At 69.9% G+C, this 15,822-nt stretch carries 9 protein-coding genes; 6 read left to right on the top strand and 3 right to left on the bottom strand.

Annotated elements, in window-relative coordinates:
- Positions 1–54: 54 nt before the first annotated feature.
- On the top strand, positions 55–3,096 hold the full coding sequence (locus J2Y49_RS24870; RefSeq protein WP_310117758.1) for a chemotaxis protein CheB: 3,042 nt from the start codon (positions 55–57) through the stop codon (positions 3,094–3,096).
- A complete protein-coding gene (locus J2Y49_RS24865) occupies positions 3,093–5,702 on the top strand; it encodes a PAS domain S-box protein (RefSeq protein ID WP_310117757.1) in 2,610 nt (869 codons plus the stop codon). Before J2Y49_RS24870 ends, J2Y49_RS24865 begins: the two co-directional genes overlap by 4 nt.
- Here J2Y49_RS24865 and J2Y49_RS24860 read toward each other — a convergent pair.
- The 3 genes from J2Y49_RS24860 to J2Y49_RS24850 are packed head-to-tail and all read right to left on the bottom strand — an operon-like array spanning position 5,693 to position 7,781.
- Positions 5,693–6,388, bottom strand: coding sequence for a nitroreductase (locus J2Y49_RS24860; protein WP_310117756.1), 696 nt, complete (start codon positions 6,386–6,388; stop codon positions 5,693–5,695). The genes J2Y49_RS24865 and J2Y49_RS24860 overlap by 10 nt on opposite strands.
- Positions 6,385–6,873 carry an OsmC family protein gene (locus tag J2Y49_RS24855; RefSeq protein WP_310117755.1) on the bottom strand — a complete coding sequence of 163 codons (489 nt, stop codon included), beginning with the start codon at positions 6,871–6,873 and terminating at the stop codon, positions 6,385–6,387. The genes J2Y49_RS24860 and J2Y49_RS24855 overlap by 4 nt, the downstream gene beginning before the upstream one ends.
- 14 nt (positions 6,874–6,887) lie before the next feature.
- Complete coding sequence (locus J2Y49_RS24850) at positions 6,888–7,781, bottom strand: AEC family transporter (RefSeq protein ID WP_310117754.1); 894 nt, start codon at positions 7,779–7,781, stop codon at positions 6,888–6,890.
- A 361-nt stretch (positions 7,782–8,142) separates the two neighbouring features.
- Between J2Y49_RS24850 and bcsA the strand changes: the two genes are divergently transcribed.
- From bcsA to J2Y49_RS24830, 4 genes are read left to right on the top strand one after another with little or no spacing between them, the layout of a single operon-like run.
- Entirely contained in the window at positions 8,143–10,428 is a 2,286-nt protein-coding gene (gene bcsA / locus J2Y49_RS24845) for a UDP-forming cellulose synthase catalytic subunit (protein WP_310117752.1), read from the top strand.
- A 14-nt stretch (positions 10,429–10,442) separates the two neighbouring features.
- Positions 10,443–12,938 carry a cellulose biosynthesis cyclic di-GMP-binding regulatory protein BcsB gene (locus J2Y49_RS24840; RefSeq protein WP_310117750.1) on the top strand — a complete coding sequence of 832 codons (2,496 nt, stop codon included), beginning with the start codon at positions 10,443–10,445 and terminating at the stop codon, positions 12,936–12,938.
- Entirely contained in the window at positions 12,935–14,005 is a 1,071-nt protein-coding gene (locus J2Y49_RS24835) for a glycosyl hydrolase family 8 (protein WP_310117748.1), read from the top strand. Before J2Y49_RS24840 ends, J2Y49_RS24835 begins: the two co-directional genes overlap by 4 nt.
- The gene (locus tag J2Y49_RS24830) at positions 14,002–15,822 is read left to right on the top strand and encodes a hypothetical protein (protein ID WP_310117747.1); all 1,821 of its coding nucleotides are present in this window, start codon (positions 14,002–14,004) and stop codon (positions 15,820–15,822) included. The genes J2Y49_RS24835 and J2Y49_RS24830 overlap by 4 nt, the downstream gene beginning before the upstream one ends.

Below are 15,822 nucleotides of genomic sequence, written 5' to 3'. Positions count from 1 at the left end.
GCTCGTTTGCACCGAGAGTCGGCAGACCGACGCCAGAAGGACTCGTTCATCATCGTGCCATCGGATACGCCGGTCACGCAGCCCGACCAGAACGACGCCGATCCGGCGATTGCCCCGGCCACCGATGCGGCCGCCGTTCCGGCCGATTCCGCACCGGACGCGGAGAACCGGCCGGAGACCTCCTGTTGCATCGTCGGCCTCGGCGCCTCGGCCGGCGGGCTGGAGGCGCTGCAGCGCTTCTTCGACGCCGTACCGGGTGACAGCGACCTCGCTTATGTCGTGGTCCAGCACCTGTCGCCGGTGCACAAGAGCCTGATGGTCGATTTGCTGGCCAAGCACACGGCGATGGAGGTGGTTCAGGCGACCGACGGCGTCCCGGTCCAGCGCAACACCGTCTATCTGCTGCCGCCCGGCAAGCACCTGACCATCGAGGATTGCCGGCTGAGGCTGACCGCCAAGGATGCCGGCAGCGGCATGAGCCTGCCGATCGACATCTTCCTGACCGCCCTGGCGCGCGACCAGGGGCCGCTCGCCATCGGCGTGATCCTGTCGGGCACCGGGTCGGACGGCACCCGCGGGCTGATGGCGATCAAGTCCGCCGGCGGCTTCACCGCCGTGCAGCAGCCGGAAACGGCGCAGTTCGACGGCATGCCGCGCAGCGCGCTCGCCACCGGACAGGTCGACGCAACCCTGCCGCCCGACGAGCTGCCGGCCCGCCTGATCGACCATGCGCGCAAGGCGCTGGCCCGCGCCCGTCCGGCGGCGAACCGGCGGCCACGTGGCGGCCAGAATGACCAGGGCGACGACCCGCTGGCCCAGATCATCGCGGTCATCCGCTCCGTCACCGGGGTCGATTTCTCCCACTACAAGCTGGCGACTTTGCTGCGGCGGATCGAACGGCGGATGCAGGGCGCCGGGCTGGAGTCGATGGAGGATTATGCCGCCCTGCTGCGGCGGAACAGCGCCGAGACGGTGAACCTGTACAAGGAGATGCTGATCGGCGTCACCCGCTTCTTCCGGGACGAGGCGGCCTTCCGCATCCTGGCCGACCGGGTGATCCCCAGCCTGCTCGCCAACCGCAGCCCGACCGACCTGATCCGCGTCTGGGTCTGCGGCTGCGCCAGCGGGGAGGAGGCCTATTCCCTCGCCATCCTGTTCGCCGAGGCGCAGGAACGGATGGGCCGCAGTTTCGACGTCAAGATCTTCGCCACCGACATCGACCAGGACAGCATAGAGGTGGCGAGCCTCGGCGAATATCCGCGCGCCATCGCCGAGGACGTGTCGCAGGAACGGCTCGCCCGCTTCTTCACCGCGCGGGGCGAATCCTATGTGGTGTCGCGCGATCTTCGCCGGATGGTGGTGTTCGCCGCGCACAACATCATGCGCGACCCGCCCTTCACCAAGATCGACCTGCTGAGCTGCCGCAACCTGTTGATCTATATGGACCAGCCGTTGCAGCGCAAGGTGCTCGGCCTGTTCCAGTACGCCCTGCGGCAGAGCGGTTTCCTGTTCCTCGGCACCAGCGAGACGCTGGGAGACCTCCAGTCGGATTTCCACACCGTCGACAGCCGCAACAAGATCTTCCAGAGCCTGCGCGCCGGGTCCTTCCGGCTGTCGCGGCTGCTGGTGCCGACGGTGGCCGCGCCGCTTGCCCGCCATGGTGACGACGTCACGTCCCCGGCACTGGAGGAGGGGGCGGCGATCGACGAGGCGATGGCCGCGCTGATGAAGGCCTATGTGCCGCCCTGCCTGCTGGTCAACGAACAGATGAACATCATGCATGTGTTCGGCGACGCCTCCTCGCTGCTGAAGGTGCCGCCGGGCGAGGCGACGCTGAACGTGCTGAAGATGCTGCCGTCCTCGGTCGCCATGGTGACGGGTACCGCGCTGAACCGCGCCTTCCGCTCGGGCGAGGAGTTTGCGCTGTCCAACATCCCGGTGAAGGACCGCGAGGGGGTGGCGGCGCTCAGCCTGCGCGTCCAGCCCTATGTGGCGCGCAAGACCGGGCGCCGCTTCGCCCTGGTGGTGCTCGACCGCGCCAACATGCTGCCGCTGTCGGTGCCGGATTCCGACTTCGACTTGAATGCCGACGCCGCCGAGCGCATCCGCGGGCTGGAGCAGGAACTTCTATCGCGCGGCGAGAACCTGCAGGCGACCATCGAGGAGCTGGAAACCGCCAACGAGGAGTTGCAGGCGACCAACGAGGAACTCCTGGCCTCGAACGAGGAGTTGCAGAGCACCAACGAGGAACTGCAGTCGGTCAACGAGGAGCTTTATTCCGTCAACGCCGAATACCAGGCGAAGGTGGAGGAGCTGACGGAGATCACCAACGACCTCGACAACCTGCTGCGCTCCACCGAGATCGGCACGGTGTTCCTCGACGAGGACTTCGTCATCCGCCGCTTCACCCCGGCGGCGGCCAGCTTCATCAACATCATCCCGCGCGACATCGGCCGCTCCATCGCGCATCTGTCGACCAACATCGACTATCCCGATTTCCTGGCCGACATCAGGAAGGTGTTCGGCGGGCGCGAAGCGATGGAACGCCATGTCCGCGTCCATGACGGCCGCTGGGTCCTGACCCGGATCCTGCCCTACCTGACCGACAAGAACCAGGTGGCCGGCGTGGTGGTGACCTTCGTCGACGTCACCGACACCAAGCAGGCGCAGGAGAGGCTGCAGAACGTGCTGGACAGCCTGCCGGAGCACATCGCCGTCACCGACCGCGATGGCCGCATCGTCATGGTCAACGCCGCATGGCGCCGCTTCGCCGCCCGCAACGGCGGCGGGGCCACGGACCGTTGCGGCATCGGCACCAACTATCTGGAGGTCTGCCTGACGCCCGAGGCGATAGGGAAGGACGGCGTCGCCCGCGCGGTGCATGACGGACTGCACCGCATCCTCGACGGCAAGGCCGACGACTTCACCATCGAATATCCCTGCCATTCGCCCGACGCGCAGCGCTGGTTCCTGATGCACGCCACACGCCTGAACGACCCTGACGGCGGCATCGTCGTCAGCCACATCAACATCACCAACCGAAAACTGATGGAGTTGAGGCTGGACGACGAAGACCAGAGCAGAGGGGTGGCATGACCGAGGATACCCCCGGCGGCCTGAGGCGCCGTGCCGAAAGCGTGCTCAGCGGTGGCCATTTCGAGGCGGCGGACGTCACCGCCACCTCGATGAAGGAACTGCTGCACGAGCTGTACGTCCATCAGGCCGAACTGGAAATCCAGAACGAGGAGCTGCGCGGCGCCCAGCAGGCGCTGGAGGCGTCGCGCCTGCAATATCTCCAGCTGTTCCAGTCGGTGCCGCTCGCCTGCCTGGCGGTGAACGCCGCCGGCATCGTGGGGGAGGCCAACGCCGCGGCGGAGCGCCAGTTCGGCCTGCCGATGCTGCGGCTGAAGGGACGGCCCCTGACCCTGCTGGTCGACAGCCTCGACCATGGCCGGCTGTTCACCGCGCTGGGCCGGCTGCGCGACACCGGTGAGTGGGTGCGGCAGGAGTTCCGTTACGTCGGGCCGCAGGGAACCGTCATCGACGGGCTGACCGACGCCCGCACCGTGACGCTGGACGACGGCGACCGCGGCGACGTTCTGCTGACCATCACCGACCTGACCGAACGGAATGCCTGGCTGCGCGAGGTGCAGCAGGCCCGCGACGATGCGGAACGGGCGCGGGCCGACTACCACCACATCCTGCAATCGGTGGGCGACGGCATCCTGGGGGTGGACGCCGACGGGCGCATCCGCTTCGTCAACGCCGCCGCCACGACGCTGACCGGCCATCTCGACCTCGACCTGATCGGCCGCCCGCCGTCCGACCTGCTGGCCGGCCCGGCCCCGGATCATGAAAGCGGGACACCCTCCGAGGGCGGTGCCGCCCGCGCGCTGGCCCTGTCGCTGACCGACGGGCGGCCGCGCAGCGTCGCCTGCGAACGGCTGCGGCGGGAGGACGGCGGCACCGTGCTGGTCGAGGTCTCCATCTCACCCATGCTGATGCCCGGCAAGCGCCTCGCCCCGGTGCAGGAGCGCATCCAGGGCGCCGTCGTCGCCTTCCGCGACGTCACCGCCCGCTGGGCGGCGGAAGCGGCGCTGAACCTCAGCGAGCGGCGGCACCGGGTTCTGGTGCAGTCGCTGCACGACGCGCTGACGATGACCGCCGCCGACGGCCGCTGCCTGCTTGCGAACGCCATGGCCGAACGGCTGCTGAGCGGTTCGGCCCGCCCGCTGCTCGATCCCACCGCGGCCGGCTATGACGGGGACGGGCGGACGGACGGGCATCTGGTCCCGGCCACCGCCCCGACCAGTCTTGTGCCGACCACCGCCGGGCGCCGCTTCATCGATGCCAACGGCAACCGCCTGCATGGGCTCCCTCCGGCGGCGGAAGCCGCGCGCAGCGGCAAGCCGGTGGTGGAGCGCATCGTCGGCGTCGTGGAGGGGGAGGAGGCGACCGCCCCGACCCGTTGGCTGCGCGTGTCGAGCCACCCCGTCGCCGACACGGCCGGCCGGGTGGAGGCCGTGGTGTCCAGCGTCGCCGACATCACCACGGTGAAGGCGCTGGAACGCGAATTGAACGTCGCGCTGGACGCCCGCGAACGCTTCCTGGCCGCGGCCAGCCACGACCTGCGCCAGCCGGTCCAGGCGCTTCTGCTGCTGTCGGACCTGCTGCTGAAGGAAAGCCTTCCGGCCGAGGCGCGGCGGGTGGCGGAGCAGATCCAGTCCTCGCTGGGCGGGCTGGGCGGCATGCTGGACGGGATGCTGGATATCTCCAAGCTGGAGGCCGGTCTGGTCGCGCCGCATCCGGAGCCGGTGGATATCGGCGCCCTGCTGGCCCGGCTGCATGGGGAATTCGCCCCGCTGGCGGAGAGGGGCGGGCAGGACCTGCGTCTGCTGGCGCCGCCGCTGGCGACGCGGACCGACCCCGGCCTGCTGGAACGGGTCCTGCGCAACCTGCTGTCCAACGCGCTGCGCTACGCCCCCGGCGGACGGGTGCTGCTGGGCGCGCGGCGGCGCGGCGACCGCCTGCAGATCGAGGTGTGGGACAGCGGGATCGGCATCGCCGACCAGCACATCGACCGCATCTTCCAGGACTTCTATCAGGTCGGCAACGCCGCCCGCGACCGCCGGGAAGGGCTGGGGCTGGGGCTGAGCATCGCCAAGCGGCTGGTCACCATGATGGGCGGCAGCATCGACGTGACCTCCTCGCTCGGCCGCGGCAGCCGCTTCACCGTCAGCCTGCCGCTGACCGAGCCCAGCATCGGCACGCCGGCCCGGGCCGGCGGAGCGGATCCGGGCGCGATCCCCGACGTCAGCGAGGACCGGCTGATCATGCTGGTGGAGGACGACGCCGTCATCCGCATGGCGCTGGCCCTGATGCTGGAGGATTGGGGGTTCCGCGTGGCGGAGGCCGGCAGCGGCACCGAGGCGGACGGCCTGCTGGACGAGCTGATCGAGTCCGGGCAGCCCCCCGACGTCATCCTCGCCGACTACCGGCTGCCGGAGGGCACGACCGGACTGATGGTGATGGACATGGTCCGCCGCCGCCTGTCGCGCGACGTGCCCGGCGTGCTGCTGACCGGCGACACCTCCGCCGACCGCCTGCGGGAAGCGGCCGGCGCCCAATGCGCCCTGCTGCACAAGCCCATCCAGCCCAACCGTCTGCGCGACACGCTGAGTGCCATGCTGCGTCAGTCCTGACGGAACCCGGTGAAGCGCGTGAAGGCTTCCGCCGGTTCGCGCTGCGTCGGGAAGGTGTTTTCCGGTGCCGACCAGTCGGCGTGGCCCAGCGCCATGCCGCTGGCGATGATCTCGGTGTCGGGCAGGCCGAGATGGCGGGCGGTGATGGCGTGGCGGTAGCAGAAGGCCGCCTGCGGGCAGGTCTCCAGCCCGAAGCCGCGGGCGACGATCATCACGTTCTGCATGAACATGCCGAGGTCGAGCCACGCGCCCTTGCCCATGTCGCGGTCGATGGTGAAGAACAGCCCGACCGGCGCCCCGAAGAACAGCCAGTTGCGGCCATGTTGCCGCGCCATCCGCTCGCGGTCGCCCTTGCCGATGCCGATCGAGCCGTAGAGCGCCCAGCCCACCGCCCGGCGCCGGCCCAGATAGGGCTCCCGCCAGTTTTCCGGGTAATAGGGATATTCCGGCACCTCCGGCTCGCCCGCCTCATGGGCGGCCAGCAGCTCGGCCGACAGGGCGGCGCGCGCCTCCCCGGCGATGGCATGGACCTTCCAGGGCTGGATGTTGGAGCCGCTCGGCGCCCGCGCGGCAAGGTCGAGGATGCGCAGCACCGTCTCCCGCTCCACCGGCGTGGCCAAGAAGGCGCGGACGCTGCGCCGGCCGGCGACGGCGTCCAGCACGGAGAGGGCAGGGGCGTCGCTCATCCCGCCACCTCCACCGCCACGTCCACTGCCGGCTCGTGCCGGACCGGGAAGTTGACCGAGCGGGCGATGAAGCATTTCTCCGCCGCGTCGTGATGCAGGGCCAGAGCCTTCGCGGCGTCCGATCCCGGCGCCAGCGTCACCCGCGGCCGCAGCACGACGCTGCTGAACTGCCCGCCGCCGTCCGGCCCCTCCTCCATCACCCCTTCGGACTCGTCGGCATAGGCGGTGACGACGATCCCGGCGGTGGCGCAGAGATGCAGGTACCAGAGCTGGTGGCAGGCCGACAGCGCGCCGACCAGCATGTCCTCCGGGTTCCAGCGCGCCGGGTCGCCGCGGAAGGCCGGGTCGGAGGAGCCGGGGATCGCCGGCTTGGTCCCGGCACCGATCCTGTGGTCGCGGCTGTAGGCCTTATAGCCCGAGGTGCCGGTGCCGAGATTGCCGGTCCAGTCGACCCGCACGGCATAGCGGTGTTCCCTGTGCGCCATCCTTCCCTCCCTCTCTATTGCATCACCACCATCAGAAGCGCCGGCAGCGCCACGAAGGCCATGGCGGTGGAGCCCAGCACCATCCCCGCCACGTCCTCCGGCGAATTGCCATAGCGCAGAGCCCACAGATAGTTGAAGACCGCGACCGGCATGGAACTCTGCACCAGCACCACGCCGCGCGCCGCCCCGGTCAGCCCCATCGCCCACACCACCAGCAGCCCCATGGCGAAACCGGCGGCCAGCCGGAAGGCCGACATCGACAGCGCCCGCACCGCTCCCGACAGCCGCAGCTTCGACAGCGCCACCCCCAGCGAGAACAGCATCAGCGGCACCGCGCAATTGCCCAGCAGCGTGGTGGTGTTGCCGATCCAGGCGGGCAGGGGAAGCCCGGTCAGCTGGATCGCCACGGCGAGCGCCACCGCGTAGATGGTGGGCGTGCGCGCCATCTGCCCCAGGTCGAAGCGTCCCGCTGCCAGCGCCGGCCCCAGCGTGAACTGCCCCACCGACATCACCGCATAGAACAGTACGGCAAGGCTGAGCCCGGTCTCGCCGAAGGCGAAGAGGCAGAGCGGCAGCCCGAGATTTCCCGCATTGGGAAAGGCCATCGCCGGCACATAGACCCGGAGCGGCAGCCGCGCCGCCAGCAGCACCGGCACCGACGCCAGCGCGGTCAGCGCCATGCAGGCGGTCGCCGCCGCCGCCATCTCCGCCATCACGTCGGCCGACAGGTGCAGCCGGGTCAGCGCCGAAAAGACCAGGCAGGGTGACGACACGTTGATCGCGAAGGTGGTGATGAAGGCGCTGTCGTAGGGAAGCTGCGCGCGCGTCCAGCCATAGCCCAGCGCCGCCACCACGAACACGGGGGCCAGCACGGCGAAGGCATCGGACAGAAGGGCGAGGGTGGGCATGCAACCGCTGGCTAGCTGGATGGTCCGCCACGATGACGGCATTCCCCTCCCGCGTCATCCCCCCAAGCCCGAGTTTCAGCGCAAAGCAGCCGCGCGCCGGGGGCAATCGCCCATCACTCCCTCTCCCCAGGTGGGAGAGGGGATACACTCGGCATCTTGCTCTGCCGCCCCTCCCGATTCGCATCACCGCCGGACGCCACCATGCGTGTCCACGGCGCCATACGCCTGTAGCCCGAATGCAACGCCATGGAATCGATCGCATTTTCGCAATGTTTATCAAGAGGGAGTAACGATTTGTAACGAAGCTTGAGCCATAAGGGGGCACCCACTATGGTGGGATGGCCTCATTCCGCGGATCTGCATGACACCTTCCCCGGGCGCCAAGACCGTTGTTCGACCCCTGAACAATAAGGCGCAGCAAACCAAAAGACAGCCGAACCAGAACAGCCGCCGGTTTTCGCTGCGTTCCGTTCTGCTTTGGATTCTTTTGTTGCTGTCGGCCGGTTTGTTTCTTGCGCTCGCCGCGTTGCCCGTCGGAAGATTTGCCAGCGCCGCGATTTCGGTCGGCGTCGTGGCGGCGGCCTTCGTGCTGGGGCGCTTCGCCCGGCGCTTCTGGCATGCCCGCACGCTGACCGTTCTGCTGCTGGCCTTCGTCACCTTCCGCTATTTCTTCTGGCGGCTGACCGGCACGCTGCCGCCGGTGGACGATCTGGTGAACTTCGTTCCCGGCGTCACCCTGTTCGCGGCCGAAGCGCTGTCCTTCGTCCTGTTCCTGACCTCGCTGTTCGTCATCATCGATCCCGTCGCCCGCGAACCGTCGGAGCCGACGGGCGATCCCGCCTTCTGGCCCAGCGTCGACGTCTACATCCCCTCCTACAACGAGGAGCCGGAACTGCTGGAGACGACGCTGGCCGCCGCGGTCTGCATCGACTATCCGCGCGACAAGCTGCGCGTCTATCTGCTGGACGACGGCGGCACCGACCAGAAGCTGGCCCATGCCAACCCGGAGCAGGCCGCCGCCGCTTCGGCCCGGCGCGAGACGCTGACCGCGCTGTGCGAACGGCTGCAGGTCACCTACATGACCCGGCCGCGCAACGAGCATGCAAAGGCCGGCAACATCAACCACGCCTTCCAGAAGACCTCTGGCGACCTCGTGCTGATCCTGGACGCCGACCATGTTCCGACGGTGGGCATCCTCAAGGCGACGGTGGGATTCTTCCAGCAGGACCCCGGCCTGTTCCTGGTCCAGACCCCGCATTTCTTCGTCAATCCCGACCCGGTCGAATACAACCTCGGCACCTTCGAACGGATGCCGAGCGAGAACGAGATGTTCTACTACTCGATCCAGCCGGGGCTGGACCGCTGGAACGGCTCCTTCTTCTGCGGGTCCGCCGCCATCCTGCGCCGCGCGGCGCTGGAGGAGGTCGGCGGCTTCAGCGGCGACACGGTGACGGAGGATTGCGAAACCGCGCTGGAGCTGCATTCGCGCGGCTGGCGCAGCGTCTACCTGCCGCGCCCGCTGATCGCCGGGCTGCAGCCGGAAACCTTCGACAGCTTCATCGCCCAGCGCTCGCGCTGGACCCAGGGCATGATCCAGCTGTTCCTGCTGAAGAACCCGCTGTTCAAGCGCGGCCTGACCATCGCGCAGCGGCTCTGCTACACCAGCACGATGCTGTACTGGTTCTTCTGGTTCTGGCGGCCGATCTTCCTGCTGTCGCCGCTGTGCTACGCCCTGTTCGGGCTGGAGATCTACCGCATCAACCTGCCGGACTTCGCCTGCTTCGTCATCCCGCACGTCTTCGCCGCCGCCTTCCTGTCGCAGTTCCTGCACGGGCGGATGCGCTGGCCGCTGTTCTCGGAATTGTACGAGTATCTGCAGTCCTTCCACGTCTCCCGCGCGGCGCTGGCCACCATCATCCGGCCGCGCGACCCGGTGTTCAAGGTCACCGCCAAGGGCCAGTCGGTGGACGAGGACGGCTTCTCCCCCCTGGCCACGCCCTTCATCGTCACCACCCTTCTGCTGGCCGCCGGGCTGGCCGCCTGCGCATGGCGCTATTCCATCTTCCCGGAACACCGCGCCGCCATCGTTCCGGTGGCGGTCTGGTGTTCTCTCAGCTTCCTGCTGGCTCTCGGCGGCCTCGCCGTCGTCTATGAACGCAAGCGCGTCCGCCGCCAGGAACGCTTCACCGTCGACCGCCCGGCCGTGCTGAATCTCGCGGATGGGACCAGCATCGACCTGACCGTCGCCGACGTGTCGGCCGGCGGCGTCGGCCTGCTGGTCGATCCGAAATGGCGCGAGGACATCTCGCGGCCGGACCAGACACCGGTCCTCACCATCACCGCGACGGAGACGGAGGCGGCGACCACCACCGGCGTGCGCATCTCCCGCATCGAAATGCGCAGCGGCGAACTGGCGGTCGGCGCCGGTTTCGCCCCGCGCGACCGCCAGGACATTGTGGAGATGGCGCGTTTCGTCTTCGGCAACAGCGTCGGCTGGGACGTCTTCCTCGACCGCAAGCGCGTGGCCGCCCCGACCTTCTTCGGCGGGCTGCTGTTCTTCGCCACGCGGGTGGTGCCGCGGCTGGGGCATGTCCTGCTGGCATTGCCGCGCGCCTTGCGGCGTATCCTGAGCTTCCAGGCTCCGTGACGGCCATGGCGGGCATGCGACATCATACCGGCGTCGGCCGGTCCGGCTGGGTCCTGCTGGCTCTGCTGTCCCTGTGGATCGGCTTTGCTGCGCCCGTGCTGGCGGCCGACAAGCGGGTGATCCCCCTGTCGAACCTGCGCGACGGCCAGCCGGAGGTCACCTTGCATGGCGAGACGGAGACGGTGGCCCTGCGCGCCGTCCTGCCGCCCGTGGTCGGCCTGACCTCCGTCGTGCTGGCGCTGACCTACGAGAACGGCATCGACATCCTGCCCGAAAAGGGATCGATGTCGGTCTACATCAACGGCTCCCCGGTGGCCGACCTGCCGCTGTCCGCCTTCAAGGGTCCGGTCAACGCCTCGATCACCCTGCCGGCCAGCCTGATGCGGCCGGGCGAGAACCAGATCGTCTTCCAGACCAACGCGCAGCACCGCGCCATCTGCACGGTCCGCGGCACCTACGACCTGTGGGCGCGGGTGAACCTCGCCGCCTCGTCGTTGACGCTGGTGTCGGACGGCGGCGTTCCCCAACCCGACCTCGCCATGATGCGGCATCTGCTGGTCGCGGCCGACCGGGCGCGCGAACCGCTGGCCATCCTCCATCCCGGCAGCGAGATCGATGCCGACCATCTCGGCTGGGGCGCCATGGTGGCGCAGTCCTACGGCCTGCTGCTGGGCGACCAGACCCCGCAGGTGACGGCGGTGCCGGCACAGTCCGCCGCCAAGCCTGGAACCTCCGGCGCGCCGTCGCTCGAAACCCTTCCGCTGCCGGGCGGCAAGAACGTGCTGATCGGCACCCGCGACCGCATCGCCCCGCTGCTGGGCGAGGCGCGTGCCGCCGCCATCACCGGCCCCTTCCTGGCGGTCTATCCGCTCCCCGCTCCCGGCGGCGGGGCTTTCGTCGCCGTCGCCTCCGGCCGCACGCAGCAGGAGGTCGATCTGGCGGTGATGCGGCTGGCCGACGTTTCCCGGCCGCTGCCGACCCAATCCGCCATGATCGTCACCGACGCGGGCCCGCCGGCACCCCTGCCGCATCCGCCGGTACAGGCAGAGGGACGCTACCGCCTGTCGGAGCTGGGCTTCCAGACCGTCCAGCACAGCGGCTACCGTTATGCCGGCCGCTTCACCCTGACGCTGCCCACCGGCTTCGCCCCGGTCAGCGACCGCTCCATCCTGTTCCACGTCAACGCCGCGTTCGAGGGCAATCTCGGCCCCGGCGCCGTGCTGAACGTCCGGGTGAACGGCAAGTCGGCGGGCGCCATCGAGGTCGACAAGCGGTCCAGCGGCGTGATCGACAATGGCGAGATGCCGCTGCCGATGGCGATGTTCCGTCCCGGCCCCAACGTGATCGAGGTGGAGGCCGAACTGCCCCCGGCCGGCGGCACCGACTGCGTCTTCGCGGTGCGGCGCCCGACCTTCACCCTGCTCGACAGCTCCAGCATCGAAATCCCCGGCTTCGCCCGGCTCGTCACGCTGCCCAGCCTGGGCGGCTTCGCCAACACCGCCTATCCCTATGGCGGGCTTGCCGGCGGGGAGCCGGCGGCCCCCTTCGACCTCGTGGTCGTCGGACGCGAGCCGGCCTGGTTCGGCGCGGCTTGGAGCCTGACCGCCCGGCTGGCGCAGCGGGCGGGCGACCTGATGGCGGTGGTCCCCTACACCGGCTGGGACGGCGCGCCGGACGACAACGCCCTGATCGTCGGCCCGGTCGCGGCCCTGCCGCAGGCCGTCTTCGCCTCCTCTCCCCTGCCGGCCGACCGTTTGGCCGGCCTGCTGGAGGCCGGGGCCCTGATCGCCCAGGCCAGCGCGCGAGGCGAACCGATGGCGGCGGCCGACCGCCGCGCGCTGGTCGACCGGCTGCGGCTGGGCTGGTCCGGCACCCCCCGTCCGGGTGTGGTCCGGCCCGGCGCCATGCCCTCGTCCTTCGGTATCGCCGGGACGGCGCAGGCCGCCGACAACGGCGCGCAGAACCGCTGGCAGCGGATGGCCGGCGAGGCAAAGGACAGCGCGTCCGGGTCCGGTGGCTGGGTTCCCGATTGGGCCCGGCGCGTCATGGCCGCCGCGGCCCGCTACATCAACCATTGGACGGTGGAGGATGCGCCGGTCGACGTCGTCGCCCTGACCGAGAATGCCGATCAGTTGCCGGAGGCCGCCCTGCTGCAATACCGGGCGCCCGGCACCGATCCGCTGACCTGGACCCTGCTGACCGCATCGGACCCGCGTTCCATCGACCGCGCCATGCGCAGCCTGGGAGAGGCCGGGCTGTGGGACAAGCTGCGCGGCGGCGGGGCGCTGTGGAGCAGTGCGGCGCCGGCCGTCACCACGCTGGAGGCGTCGCACCCGTATCAGATCATTCTCAATCCCTTTGACATCGGCAACCTGATCCTGATCCTGGCCCGCAACCTGTCGCAGCGGATCGAGCTTCTGTTCGCCCTGCTGCTGGGGACCGCGGTGGTGCTGACGATCAGCATGCGTCTTCTGCTGAAGCATGGACATCAGGAACGGAGCGGGCCATGACCCCATCGCGGCGAGACGTGCTGATCGGGACGGCATCCCTGGGATTGGCGGCGGCAGGTCTGGCGGCGCTGCCGGCCGGCGCCGTTGCCGCTCCCTTCGACGCGGCGGCATGGCAGCGTTATGCCGAGCGATTCCTGCAGCCGGACGGGCGGATTGTTGACACCGGCAACAAGGGCGTCAGCCATTCCGAAGGGCAGGGCTACGGCATGCTGCTGGCGGCGGCGGCGGGCGACCGCGCCGCCTTCGACCGGATGTGGGGCTGGACCCAGCGCACGCTGATGGTGCGCGGCGACGGGCTGGTGGCATGGCGCTGGACGCCGGACGGCGGCGTCACCGACCGCAACAACGCGTCGGACGGCGACATGCTGATCGCCTGGGCGCTGCTGCGCGCCGCCGAGCTGTGGAAGACCGAGGCCTACCGCACCGCCGCCGCCGCCATCGTCAAGGCGCTGGAATCCGGGCTGCTGGTGGAGCATGCCGGGCTGACCGTCCTGCTGCCGGGGCGCGACGGATTCCGCAAGGGCGACACGCTGGTCCTCAACCCCAGCTACTGGATCTTCCCGGCCATCCGCGCCTTCGCCGCCCTGCCGGGTGGGGAACGCTGGGGCAAGCTGACCGATTCCGGATTGGTCCTGCTGTCGAAGGCGCGCTTCGGCGGGTTCCAGCTGCCGCCCGACTGGATGGCGCTGGACGCCGCCGGCACCGTCGCCGTCGCCGATGGATTCAAGAAGCAGTACGGCTACGACGCCGTGCGCGTGCCGCTCTATCTGGCCTGGGACGGTTACCGCGATCCCTATTATTTCCGCCCCTATGCCGATCTGGTGGCGAAGTTCGGCGGATCGACGGTCCCCGCCACCGTCTCGCTGCCGGGCGGCACCACCACGCAGGTGGCGGCATCGGTCGGGATGCTCGCGGTCTACCGGCTTGCCTGCCGACTTGCCGGCGCTGGGGCAGGAGCCGGCGACATGGTGACGGTACCGCCGCTGGCGCCCGACGAAGACTATTACTCCACCACCCTGTTCCACCTCTCCGCGCTGGCGGCCCAGAGCCTGGGGATCGACCCGTGACCCGTCCCGTCCTTCTTTCGACCCTTCTTCTTGCCGGCATCGCCGCGCTCGGCGGCGGGAGCGGTGCCTGGGCGCAGTCGCATGGCGGCGGCCGCGCGCTCGCCCCCGGCGTGAAGGTGGAGGTGGCGCCGGCCCCCGGCAGCGGATCCGCCCCCGCCGCTGGCAAGGTGGACGAGACGGCGCTGCGCTATTACGCCCGCATCGGCGACGGCGAACGGATGGAGGCGGAGATCGCCCGCCTGCGCGCCCTCGATCCGACCTGGGAACCGCCCAAGGACCTGTTCGCGCCGCAGCCGACCACCCCCGGCGTCGACGAAACCCCGTTCTGGACCCTGGTATCGGCCGGCAAGGTGGCGGAGGCGCGTGCCGCCATCGCCGAGCAGCGGCGCAAGTCGCCCTCCTGGCAGCCATCGGACAAGCTGCTGCAGGAGCTCGACCTCGCCGAGAGCGCCGGGCGCATCCGTTCGGCCAGCGACACCAAGCGCTGGCAGGAGGTGGTCGACGCCGCCGCCGCCAATCCGGAGGCGGTGGCCTGCAACCGGCTGGACAATGCGTGGCGCCTCGCCGAGGCCTATGCCGAGCTGAAGCAGACCGACCGCGCCTTCGACACCTACAAGACCATCGTCACCAGCTGCCCCAAGGCGAAGGAGCGGCGCGACACCATCTTCAAGGCGTCGCGCCATCTCAGCCCCGACCGGCTGCGCGAGCTGACGGCGCTCGGCGCCACAGCCAATCCGGCGACGGGGGAGGATTACTCCACCGTCCGCACCGCCGAAGCCGAACTCGAAACCGGCCGCCTGCTGGAACGCTTGGGCAATTCCAAGGCCGGCGCCCTGTCCGCCGCCGACCTGTCGCGCGTCCAGGGCATCATCCGCGACAAGCAGGACGCCGACGGCGCCATTGCGCTCGGCTGGTACTTCCAGAAGCAGAAGAACTTCGCGGAGGCGCAGAGCTGGTTCTCCCAGGCCAACGGCTGGGCGCCGTCCGACCGGGCGGCGGAGGGGCTGGTGCTGGCCTACAACGGCCTGGGCGAGAAGGCGCAGGCCCGCGCCGTCGCCGCCCCGTGGAAGGGCAAGTCGAACCGCATCGATCAGGCGCTGAAGGCGGTGGACCCGCCGCGCGGGCCGGCCGGCGGGCGCGGCGGTCCGCAGGGGCCGAGCGAGCTGGACCGGGCGCTGGCCCGCCAGGACTACGCCGCCTGCATCGCCATCATCCGCGCCTCCATCGCCAGGAGCGGCCCGACCGCCGCCCTGCTGCAGCAGCGCGGCTGGTGCCTGCTGGAGCTGAAACGCCCGTCGGAGGCCGAGGCCGCCTTCGCCGAGGCACAGGTGCTGGCCGCGCGCGAGCCGGCCAAAGGCGGCGCGTCGGCTGGCGGCGCATCGGTCGGCGCCGTATCCCCGCGCACCCTGTCGGCCGGCGGCCTGCCGCAGACGGCGACCCTGGCGCAGGAGAACGCCTACGGGCAGGCCATCGCGCGTCTGGCGACCGGCGATGTCGCCGGGTTGGCCCGCGACTTGCCGCGCGCGAACATGACGGCGGCGCAGAAGGCGGAAATCCGCGCCTCGCTGATGGCGACGGAGGCGAACCGGGCGCTGGAGGACAAGCGCTACAACGACGTGCTGCGCCTGCTCGACGCCCGCAAGCAGCTGGAACCGGAACCGCGCAACCTCGGCATCCTGCGCGGCTGGGCGCTCTACAACCTGATGCGCTACGACGAGGCCTATGACCAGTTCAAGGCCATCGACGACCGGCTGAGCACCGAGGAATCGCGCGAAGGCGTCACCATCACCTGGAAGACGATCTATCATGACTGGTAA

Source organism: Azospirillum sp. BE72 (assembly GCF_031455875.1).
Lineage (GTDB): Bacteria > Pseudomonadota > Alphaproteobacteria > Azospirillales > Azospirillaceae > Azospirillum.
This window is presented reverse-complemented; position numbering and strand designations above follow the sequence as displayed.

Coding starts and splice junctions, on each gene's coding strand:
- J2Y49_RS24865 (WP_310117757.1), top strand. CDS start 3,093: ATGACCGAGGATACCCCCGGCGGCCTGAGGCGCCGTGCCGAAAGCGTG.
- J2Y49_RS24860 (WP_310117756.1), bottom strand. CDS start 6,388: ATGAGCGACGCCCCTGCCCTCTCCGTGCTGGACGCCGTCGCCGGCCGG.
- J2Y49_RS24855 (WP_310117755.1), bottom strand. CDS start 6,873: ATGGCGCACAGGGAACACCGCTATGCCGTGCGGGTCGACTGGACCGGC.
- J2Y49_RS24850 (WP_310117754.1), bottom strand. CDS start 7,781: ATGCCCACCCTCGCCCTTCTGTCCGATGCCTTCGCCGTGCTGGCCCCC.
- bcsA (WP_310117752.1), top strand. CDS start 8,143: ATGACACCTTCCCCGGGCGCCAAGACCGTTGTTCGACCCCTGAACAAT.
- J2Y49_RS24840 (WP_310117750.1), top strand. CDS start 10,443: ATGCGACATCATACCGGCGTCGGCCGGTCCGGCTGGGTCCTGCTGGCT.
- J2Y49_RS24835 (WP_310117748.1), top strand. CDS start 12,935: ATGACCCCATCGCGGCGAGACGTGCTGATCGGGACGGCATCCCTGGGA.